The organism is Streptomyces sp. NPDC002324 (assembly GCF_053593335.1).
Window position 1 is genome coordinate 687,974 of sequence record NZ_JBSFCF010000001.1, and the last position, 6,682, is coordinate 694,655.

At 76.4% G+C, this 6,682-nt stretch carries 5 protein-coding genes; 4 read left to right on the plus strand and 1 reads right to left on the minus strand.

Features of this window, described 5'->3' with window-relative positions; all coding sequences use genetic code 11:
- Positions 1-9 precede the first annotated feature (9 nt).
- Entirely contained in the window at positions 10-744 is a 735-nt protein-coding gene (locus ACWCRJ_RS02940; protein ID WP_450937602.1) for a phosphotransferase, read from the minus strand.
- Between the two features lie 614 nt (positions 745-1,358).
- Here ACWCRJ_RS02940 and ACWCRJ_RS02945 point away from each other — a divergent pair.
- The 4 genes from ACWCRJ_RS02945 to ACWCRJ_RS02960 all read left to right on the plus strand — a co-directional run.
- Positions 1,359-2,723, plus strand: coding sequence for a prenyltransferase/squalene oxidase repeat-containing protein (locus tag ACWCRJ_RS02945; protein ID WP_450937572.1), 1,365 nt, complete (start codon positions 1,359-1,361; stop codon positions 2,721-2,723).
- Positions 2,720-3,520, plus strand: coding sequence for an SCO2322 family protein (locus ACWCRJ_RS02950; protein WP_450937573.1), 801 nt, complete (start codon positions 2,720-2,722; stop codon positions 3,518-3,520). The genes ACWCRJ_RS02945 and ACWCRJ_RS02950 overlap by 4 nt, the downstream gene beginning before the upstream one ends.
- Positions 3,521-3,723: 203 nt before the next feature.
- Positions 3,724-4,857 (plus strand): energy-coupling factor transporter transmembrane component T, encoded by a 1,134-nt coding sequence (locus tag ACWCRJ_RS02955; RefSeq protein ID WP_450937603.1) that lies wholly within the window; start codon positions 3,724-3,726, stop codon positions 4,855-4,857.
- On the plus strand, positions 4,854-6,682 hold a 1,829-nt coding region (locus tag ACWCRJ_RS02960), incomplete at its 3' end, for an ABC transporter ATP-binding protein (protein ID WP_450937574.1). The genes ACWCRJ_RS02955 and ACWCRJ_RS02960, both read left to right, overlap by 4 nt.

Genomic DNA, 6,682 nt, shown 5'->3' on the forward strand with positions numbered 1-6,682 from the left:
GGACGTCGGTCAGAGGTGCTCGCCCCGTCCACCGTTCGCTCGGGTCATCGTTCCCGGCTCGGCGAGGGAACGGACCAACTCCGCTGCGGCTCCCAGGAGTTCGACCTCCCGCGCGGTCATCGTCGGGGTGGCCGCCCGGCGCCGCCCCGCCTCGACCAGCCCCGCCTCCGTCAGGGCGGAGGGGCCGCCGGGCTGGTGGGCGAGGAGGGACACGAGGGTGGCCTGGGCGATCCCGGCGCGTAAGTCGGCGGTGTCCACGGCGACTTGGGCGAGGATCACCGCGGACATGCCCCAGTCGAGTCCGGGCGGCCCGTCCTCGGCGTTGCTCCAGTCGATGACCTGGGGGCCGTAGGGCGTGAGGATGACGTTGTCGGGGTGCAGGTCCAGGTGGAGGACGCGGCGGGTGGGAGTTGCCCCGGTGGGGGCCGGGCGAGTGGAGTCACCTGGCGCACCGGGCGTGGGGGCTGTCCGGCCTGAGGGCGGGCACATCGCCCGGTCGCGGTTCGGGAGCGCGTGAAGGGCGTGCAGGAGGCGGGCCAGCGTGGCACCCGCCCGCGCCGGGTCGAGCAGGCCGGTGGCCATCGCCTCCAGCATCGTCGGCCCGGACAGGCGCTCCAGCACCATCTCCGTACGGGTCGCCGAGCGCACGCGCGGGACGGGATACCCGAGGCCGCGTACGTACGCCATGACCTCGGCCTCGGCGGCCGCGTCGCCCCAGCCGCCGTCCCGGTAGCGCCGCAACACCCAGGCCTCGGCGGGCCTTTCCGGGCCGGCGTGCCCTTCCGGGCCGGCGTGCCCGCGCGACGCATCGACTCCGCCGAGCCCGCCGGATCCGCCGCCCGCGTCCTCAGCATCGACGCCACCGTGGCCGTCGCGTCCGTCACGTCCGTCGCATCCGGTATGTCTGTCGACTCCGTCACGGTCGTCGAGGCTCTCGGGGACGGTGGGTTCGCCGGGGGCCGCGAGCGGGTCGCGGGCGAGGGTCGTGGACTCGCCCTCGTCGGGGTGGAGTTCGTACACGTCGGCCGTGCGGCCCGAGCCCAGCAGTCTCCCCGTGCGCATGACCCGAACCTATCGCGGCGTTCCGGCGGCCCTCAGGGTTTTTGCTACCGGCAGGTACAGTGACCGGGTCGTCATCACACCCGTACGGGGGGAAGCCGGTGCAAATCCGGCGCTGACCCGCAACCGTGAGCCGGCCCCTGCAGGGGGCGGCAAGTCGGACTGCCCCGCACGGAATCGTGACCGGCTCGCGTCACCGGCGGCCCGCCGGTGTACGGCACCGTCGAGGAATACGGAGCCGAGCCGCCCGGCGCTTCGCCGTGCGTCCGGCTCCCGTCAGGGAGAGGCAGCCGCCGATCATGAATGTCCGCCGCAGCGCCACGGTGGTCGCCGTACTGGCCGTCACAGCCGGACTCGGGACCGGACCGGGTGCCGGAGTCGGGGCCGGTCTCGCGCCGGTCGCCTTCGCCGCCGACGCGACCTCGGTGTCCGCCGACTCCTCCCCCGCTCCCTCCGCCTCGCCGTCGCAGGCGATCCCCACCGGTCTGTACGGCTCCACCGACCCCACGTACGACGGTGTCTGGCGGCAGTCCCTGGCCCTGCTCGCGCTGGACACCGTGGGCGAGCAGCCCGGGGCGGGGGCCGTGGGGTGGCTCGTCGGACAGCAGTGCGCGAGCGGGGCGTTCGCCGCGTACCGCGCCGACGCCACCGCCCGGTGCGACGCCGGGACGGCGGTCGACACCAACAGCACGGCCGCCGCGGTGCAGGCGCTCGCCGCGCTCGGCGGTCGGGACGCCGAGGCCGGGCGGGCGGTGCGCTGGCTGAAGGACAACCAGAACAAGGACGGCGGCTGGGGCTACACCGCCGCAGGGCCCAGCGACGCGAACTCGACCTCCGTCGTCATCGGGGCGCTGACCGCCGTGGGCGACGCCCCCGAGAAACAGAAGAAGGCCGGCAACTCGCCCTACGACGCCCTCCGTTCACTGGCCCTGCCCTGCGGGGGCGGGAAGGCAGGCACGGGTGGCACCGGCGGCAGGAAGGACGGCGGCGCCTTCGCCTACCAGCCCGACAAGAAGGGCTCTCTCACCGCGAACGCCGACGCCACGGCCGCCGCCGTACTCGGCAGCCTGGGCAGGGGGTTCGCGGCCGGGACGGGGAGCGGGTCGACGGCCCCAGGGGGTTTCGCCGAGAAGTGTGTCCCGGGTGACTCCCCGGCGGAGCTGGCCCACAACGGGGCCGTCCACCTGGCCGGTGACCTCGCCGCCGACGGCTACCTGACGTCCGCCCTCGCGGGCGCGAAAGATCGGCCCGACCACGGCAACACCGCCGACGCGGTCGTCGCGCTCGCCGCCGCCGGAGACCTGGACGCGACCGAGAAACCGCTCGCCTGGCTGGCGAAGAACCACGGCGTCTGGGCGGCCGAGGCCGGGCCCGCCGCGTACGCCCAGCTCGTCTTCGCCGCGCACGCCGCCGGTGCCGACCCGCGTGACTTCGGCGGCGCGGACCTGGTGGCCCGGCTGAAGGACACCGGTCCCGCGCGCGACGTGGACGACTACTCCTCCGTGCCGAGCGACGACACGGCCGGCGAGGCGGACACCGACGGTGCGGGCACGAGCGCGGGCACGGGCGCGGGCACGTGGTGGGCGGTCGGACTCGGGCTCGTCGTCGCGGCCGTCGTCGGGGTCGTGTCGGTGCGGGCCGGCCGGAAGCGGCGGGAGTCGTGACCGGGCTCCGGTGGGGCACCGTGGTGCGGTCGGCCGCGTGGCCGCTGCTTCGGCCGCGTGGTGTGCTGCTCGTGCTGGCCGGCGTCCTGCTCGTGGCGGCGAGTGTGGGCGCGGGGCAGGCCCGGGCCGCCGCGTACCGCTACTGGTCGTTCTGGGAGCGGGACGGCTCGGCCTGGGCCTACGCCACGCAGGGGCCGTCGACCACGCGGCCGTCCGACGGGGATGTGCAGGGGTTCCGGTTCGCGGTCAGCCGCGACTCCGCGGACGCGGCCCGGCCGCGCGGGGGCGCCGACTTCGCCGCCGTCTGCGGGGGAACGGCCGCGCGGGGCGGGGAGAAGCGGGTCGCGCTGGTCGTCGACTTCGGTACGGCGGCGGACGCGCCGGACGGTGAGACCCCTCCGGCGGCGCGTACGGCGTGTGCGCGGGTTCCGGACGACGCGAGTACGGCGGAGGCGCTGGCGTCCGTCGCGAAGCCGCTGCGGTACGACACGAACGCGATGCTCTGCGCGATCGCCGGGTATCCGGGGCAGGGGTGCGGTGAGGCGGTCGGCTCGGATGCGGATGCGGATGCCGGCACCAGCACCGACGCCGACACCGACGGCCGTGCCGATGCCGATGCCGACAGTCGTGCCGATGCCGACAGTCGTGCCGATGCCGCGAGTTCGCCGTCCGCTGCCGCCTCCGACGCGGGAGACGGGCCGCCTGTCGGGCCCTCCGTCGGCCTGTTCGTCGGCGTGGGTGTGGTCGCCGTGCTCGGCGGCGCGGCGGTGTGGCAGGCGCGCCGGCGCCGAGGGTAGGGGGCGTGATGCGGTGGTTCACCGGGCGTCCGGAGGCGGCGCCTGCCGGGGGCCGGTCCCGCGGCCCGGCGATACGAGGTGCCGCGGCGCCCGCCCGTGGCGTCCCGGCGGCACGGCTGCCCGCGGCGAGGACGGCCGAGCGGCGCGTCATCGGCCCCGCGCCGCGGCAGTCCGCGGACAGGCCGGCGCCCCGGGGCCCCGGTGTGCACCCCCTCGCCTGGTGGCTCTGGGCCCTCGGGCTGGCGACCGCCGCGTCCCGGACCACGAACCCCTTGCTGCTCTGCCTCCTCATCGCGGTCTCCGGGTACGTCGTGGCCACGCACCGGACGGACGCGCCGTGGGCCCGGTCGTACGCCGCGTTCGTGAGACTGGGGCTGGCGGTGCTGCTCGTCCGCCTCGGTTTCGCGGTCGTGCTGGGCTCGCCCGTCCCCGGTACGCACACCCTGGTCACCCTGCCCGAAGTACCGCTCCCCGCCTGGTCGCAGGGCATCCGGCTGGGTGGCCGGGTCACGGCGGAGGGGGTGCTGTTCGCGCTGTACGACGGGCTGCGGCTGGCCGCCCTGCTGATCTGTGTCGGCGCCGCGAACGCCCTCGCGAACCCGGCGCGGCTGCTCAAGTCGCTCCCCGGCGCCCTCTACGAAGCGGGCGTCGCGGTGGTGGTGGCGATGACGTTCGCGCCGCATCTGGTGGCCGACGTCCAGCGGTTGCGGGCCGCACGACGGCTGCGCGGGCGGCCCGACCGTGGCGTGCGGGGACTGCTGCAGGTCGGACTGCCGGTGCTGGAGGGCGCGTTGGAGCGGTCGGTCGCGCTCGCCGCCGCGATGGACTCGCGCGGCTACGGCCGTACCGCCCGGGTCCCGGCCCCGGTCCGCCGTACGACCGTCGCGCTCACCCTGGGCGGGCTGCTCGGCGTCTGCGCGGGAACATACGGCGTACTGACCGCCGAGGGCGGCACCTACGGCCTGCCCGTCCTGCTCACCGGACTGGTGGCCGCGCTCACGGGCCTGCGGCTGGGCGGCCGGCGCTCCCCGCGCACCCGCTACCGGCCGGACGTGTGGGGCGTGCGCGCCTGGCTGGTGGCCGGGTCCGGCACCGCTGCCGCCGTGCTGCTGATCGTCCTCGCCGCGTACGACTCCGCCGCCCTGCACCCCGGCGTCGTCCCCCTCGCCGCCCCGGACCTGCCCCTCCGCCCGGCCGCCGCGATCCTGCTGGGCCTGGTTCCCGCGTTCGCCGTGCCCGCCCCGCCGAGACCCGCCCGGCCCGGCTCCCCGCCGACCCCCGGTCCACCGACCGCCGACCCACCGACCGCCGACCCACCGACGAAGGAACCCGCGTGATCCGCTTCGAGGATGTCTCCGTGACGTACGACGGAGCGGCCGAACCCACCGTCCGGGGAGTCGACTTCGAGGTCCCGGAGGGTGAACTCGTGCTGCTCGTCGGTCCGTCGGGCGTGGGCAAGTCGACGGTCCTCGGCGCGGTGAGCGGGCTCGTGCCGCACTTCACCGGCGGCACCCTGCGCGGCCGGGTCACGGTGGCCGGGCGGGACACGCGTACGCACAGGCCGCGTGAACTCGCCGACGTCGTCGGCACGGTGGGGCAGGACCCGCTGTCGCACTTCGTGACCGACACCGTCGAGGACGAACTCGCCTACGGCATGGAGTCGTTGGGGCTCGCTCCCGAGGTGATGCGGCGACGGGTGGAGGAGACGCTCGACCTGCTGGGCCTCGCCGGTCTCCGCGACCGTCCCCTCGCCACGCTCTCCGGCGGTCAGCAGCAGCGGGTCGCCATCGGGTCGGTCCTCACGCCGCACCCTCGGGTGCTCGTCCTCGACGAGCCGACCTCCGCGCTGGACCCGGCCGCCGCCGAGGAGGTGCTGGCCGTGCTCCAGCGGCTCGTCCACGACCTCGGCACGACCGTCCTCATGGCCGAGCACCGCCTGGAGCGCGTCATCCAGTACGCCGACCGGGTCGCCCTCCTCCCGGCCCCCGGCGCCCCGCCGGTCCTCGGCACCCCGGCCGAGGTGATGGCCGTCTCCCCGGTGGCTCCGCCGGTGGTGGACCTCGGGCGGCTGGCGGGCTGGTCCCCGCTGCCGCTGACGGTGCGGGACGCACGCCGCCGGGCGGGCCCCCTGCGGGAACGCCTCGCGACTCGAACACCGGCCGACACCCGCGCTCCTCGGGGGCGCGGGGAACCGCGCGATCAACCACGACCCACCCGCACCCCCCGACGCACAGAAGCCCCCGAGCTCCCCCCGGCCCGCCCCTCCCCCCTCCTCCGGCGCCTCCTCGGCAGACACTCCACCCCTCCCACCCCCTCACCGCCCGCCGAACCGGCGGTCGTCGCGGCCCTCGATGTCCACCGCGGCCACGTCCACGCCCTCACCCGCGTCGACCTCACCGTCACCCCCGGCGAGACGATCGCGCTCATGGGCCGCAACGGCGCCGGTAAGTCCACACTGCTCGCGGCACTGGTCGGGCTGGTGGAACCGGCGGCCGGCTCGGTGCGCGTGGGCGGGCTGGTCCCGCACCGGACGGCACCCGGAGATCTCGTACGCCGGGTCGGGCTGGTGCCGCAGGAGCCCCGCGACCTCCTCTACACCGACACGGTCGCGGCGGAGTGCGCGGCGGCCGACCGGGACGCGGGGGCGGAGCCGGGCACGTGCCGGGGGCTCGTCTCCGAGCTGCTGCCCGGGGTCGGGGACGGCACGCACCCCCGGGATCTGTCGGAGGGGCAGCGGCTGGCCCTCGCGCTCGCGGTCGTCCTCACGGCCCGCCCGCCGCTGCTGCTCCTCGACGAGCCGACCCGGGGCCTCGACTACGCGGCCAAGTCCCGCCTGGTCGCGACCCTGCGTACGCTCGCCGCGGCCGGCCACGCGATCGTCCTGGCCACCCACGACGTGGAACTGGCCGCCGAGCTGGCCCATCGCGTCGTGATCCTCGCCGACGGCGAGATCGTGGCCGACGGCCCGACCCCCGAGGTGGTGGTCGGTTCCCCCTCCTTCGCCCCTCAGGTCACGAAGATCCTCGCGCCCCAGAGGTGGCTGACCACGGCGCAGGTACGAGGCGCCCTGCGGGGCGGCGGGCGCCGCCCCCGCGGCGGGGGGGGGGGGCCCGCCCCCGGGGGGCCGCGGGGGGGGGGCGGCCCCGGAGGGCGCTCCCCCCC